Annotated in this window: 2 protein-coding genes; both read left to right on the forward strand. The window is 71.3% G+C overall.

The annotated features are described in order from the left end of the window. The first annotated feature begins 116 nt into the window (after window positions 1-116). On the forward strand, window positions 117-2,129 hold the full coding sequence (locus tag ACFWM7_RS34475) for a TerD family protein (RefSeq protein WP_383268506.1): 2,013 nt from the start codon (window positions 117-119) through the stop codon (window positions 2,127-2,129). A gap of 242 nt (window positions 2,130-2,371) precedes the next feature. Further along, window positions 2,372-3,388, forward strand: a complete 1,017-nt coding sequence (locus ACFWM7_RS34480; RefSeq protein WP_383268509.1) for a TerC family protein — start codon at window positions 2,372-2,374, stop codon at window positions 3,386-3,388. The last annotated feature ends 73 nt before the right edge of the window (window positions 3,389-3,461 follow it).

Genomic DNA, 3,461 nt, shown 5'->3' on the forward strand with positions numbered 1-3,461 from the left:
GCACGGCACGGAATCACCGCGGCATCACACGACACCGCACGGGCACCACAAGGCATCACGCGCATCACACGGCGCCGCGCCCACCGCGCGCGGGCCTTCGTCGAGGGGACAGGGCAATGACGGCCGAACTGGTCCGGGGGCAGAACCACACCTTGCCCCAGACCCGTCTGGAGATCCGGGTGTCGGCGGGCACGCCCGTCGTGGCCGGGGCCACCCTCGGCGACGAGCGGGGCACGGTGCGCGGCGGCGAGTGGATCGCCCACCCCGGCTCGCCCCAGCTCCCCGGTCTTGAGGTCTCCCAGCAGGCGGCGGCCGACCACCGGCTCGCCGTCGACCTGGAGGCGCTGCCCGTCGGCGCCCACCGGGTCACCGTGCTGCTCGCGCTGCCCGTCGGGGTCGGCGGCCCGACGCGGTTCGGTGCCGTCCCCGCCCCCTTCGTCGCCGTCATCGGGCTCGACGGCGACGAGATCGCCTCCTTCACGCTCACCGGCCTGGACGCCGAGTCCGCGGTCAGCGCCCTGGAGCTCTACCGCCGCCAGGACGCCTGGAAGGTCCGCGCCGTGGGCCAGGGATACGCGGGCGGGCTCGCCGAGATGCTCGCCGACCAGGGCGTGACCGACGCCGCCCACCTGGCCGGATCCATCCAGGAGGCCGTCACCCGGGGCCTGGCCCGCTCGGTGGCCCCGCCGCCGCCCCGGTCCCCGGAAGGCGACCGCGTACGGCACACGACGGGACCGGCGGACCACCGCCCGAGCGCGCCGACCGCGGCCCCGGAGCCCCCCGAGCCGCTGACCGACCCGGCCACCGCCGCCCCGCCGCACACCACTCAGCCACACACCACCCCGCCGCACACCGCCCCCGGGCAGGCCGCCGCGGGGCCTTCGGCGGCAGGGCCCGCCGCCGGCGGTCCCATCAACTACGCGCACCCGCGCAGGCAGCACGCCGCACCCCCCTCGCCCCCGCCCCCCGCGCCCCCCGCCCAGCCCGGACAGGCCGCTCAACCCGTCGCGGGCGACGCCACCGGCTGGTCGATGGACGAGCGCCTCTACAACCAGATCTGGGGCATGTTCGAGGACCTGGCCCGCGCCGTCGCCGCCTACCGCAGCGCCGTGGACTTCGCCGAGTCCCGGATGGACCAGGAGCTCGACCGGGCCCTGTCCGACCCGCGCAACCGGATCGGCGGTGCGGGCGACCGCGCCCGCGAGGCCGCCCGCGCCAAGCGCGACGAGCTGGCCTCCCGGGCCCGGGAGGCCCTCGACCGCGATCTGGCCCAGCTGGCCGCCGAGGCCGCCGTCGTCGAGCCCGCGCTGCCGGCCGCGTACGCGGGCTGGGGCAACCCCGTCTGGCACGCTCACCGGGTTCCCATGGAGATACCGATGGCCCTGCGCATCGGCGATCTCCATCTGCCCGAGCGCACCGACCTGCGCATCCCGCTGCTCGTCCGGCTGCCGCTGGAGCGCGGGATGTGGGTGGACAGCGGGCGGACGGCGTCCGAGGCGGCCGCGTCGACGGACACGGACCGGCTGCGCCGGGCGGCCATGGAGACCGCGGTGGCGCACGCGGCCCGGCTGCTCGCGGTGTATCCGCCCGGGGAGTTCGCGGTGCACGTCATCGACCCGGCGGGTTCGGCGGCCGGTCCGCTCGCGCCGCTGGTCGAGGCGGGCGTCCTCGCCGGACCGCCCGCCGCCGGACCCGGCGGAGTGGCCTCCGTCCTCGCCCACCTCACCCGGCGGGTGGACCTGGTGCAGATGGCGGTCCGGGCCGGGGCAGCCGACTCGCTCCCGCTCGACCTGGACACCGGCGAACAGCTCCTGGTGGTCAACGACTTCCCGCACGGCTTCGACGACCGGGCCGTCACCCAGCTCCGCTACCTCGCCGACGAGGGCCCCGCGGTCGGAGTGCACCTCCTCATGGTCGCGGACCGGGAGGAGGCCAGTGCGTACGGTCCGGTGCTCGATCCGCTGTGGCGTTCGCTGCTGCGGATCACCCCGGTCGCCGACAGCCACCTCGCCGATCCATGGGTCGGGCACGCCTGGACGTACGAGCCGCTGACGGTCCCGGCGGGCAGCCGCGTCCTGGAACAGGTGCTCGCGGCGGTCGCAGCGGCCCGTAGAGCTGCCGGCCGCTGACGAGACAGAAGGCTCCGACCTGCGGTCTTGACGACTTCTTTACCCTTTTCTTTACCTACCCTTGGTGATGCCTGTACTGTTCGGGGAACGGAGGGGAGTACTCCTTACGCGACGTGCCCGTCAATACGGATCGCAATCGGTCCCGGGGCGTCGGTCCAGGCGCGCACCACGTGCAGGGATGGAAGAGACCTCCGGCAGCGACGACGCTGATTCAGTAGCCGTAGCGAACTGCCGGAGGCGCAGTGGACGTTTCATGGACCGTGTGGGCCCTGACCATCTTTGGTCTGTCAGCCCTGATCGCTGTCGACTTCTTCATCGGGCGCAAGCCCCATGACGTGTCGACCAAGGAAGCCGGGATCTGGACGATCGTCTGGATCGCGCTGGCCGTCCTCTTCGGAGTCGGCCTCATGGTCTTCGGCGAGAGCCAGGCCTCCGGCGAGTTCTTCGCCGGATTCATCACCGAGAAGTCGCTGAGCGTCGACAACCTCTTCGTCTTCGTCCTGATCATGGCGAAGTTCTCGGTGCCCTCACACCTCCAGCAGCGCGTGCTGCTGATCGGTGTGCTCATCGCCCTGGTGCTCCGGGCGATCTTCATCGCCGCCGGCGCCGCCGTGATCGCGAACTTCTCGTGGGTGTTCTACATCTTCGGCGCGTTCCTGATCTACACCGCCTGGAAGCTCATCCAGGAGGCCCGGGCCGACGAGGACGAGGACGACTGGGAGGAGAACCGTCTCCTCAAGAAGATCGAGCACCGCTTCGGTGTCGCCGACCAGTACCACGGCACGAAGCTCTTCATTCAGAAGAACGGCAAGCGCATCCTGACCCCGCTGATGGTGGTCATGCTCGCCATCGGTATGACGGACGTGCTGTTCGCGCTGGACTCGATCCCGGCGATCTTCGGCCTGACCCAGGACCCGTACATCGTCTTCACGGCCAACGCGTTCGCCCTGATGGGTCTGCGCCAGCTGTACTTCCTCATCGGCGGTCTGCTGAAGAAGCTGGTCCACCTCAGCTACGGCCTGTCGGTGATCCTCGGCTTCATCGGCGTCAAGCTGGTGCTGCACGCCCTGCACGAGAACGGCGTGCACACGCCTGAGATCTCCATCCCGTTCTCGCTCAGCGTCATCGGTGGTGTCCTGGTGATCACCACGATCACCAGCCTCATCGCCAGCAAGAAGCAGGCGGCGGCCGAGGCGGAGGAGGCCGCGAAGGCCGAGACCGCCGGTCCTGCCGACGAGGAGAGCAAGACCCTCAGCTGACCCGGGGCCGCCTCGTGTGGAAAATTTACAAACCGGCAGCGGCCGTGGTGTAAAGGTGTTTAGATGTCGTTGG

The sequence above is a fragment of the Streptomyces sp. NPDC058375 genome, from assembly GCF_042723425.1.
Taxonomy (GTDB): Bacteria; Actinomycetota; Actinomycetes; order Streptomycetales; family Streptomycetaceae; genus Streptomyces; species Streptomyces durocortorensis.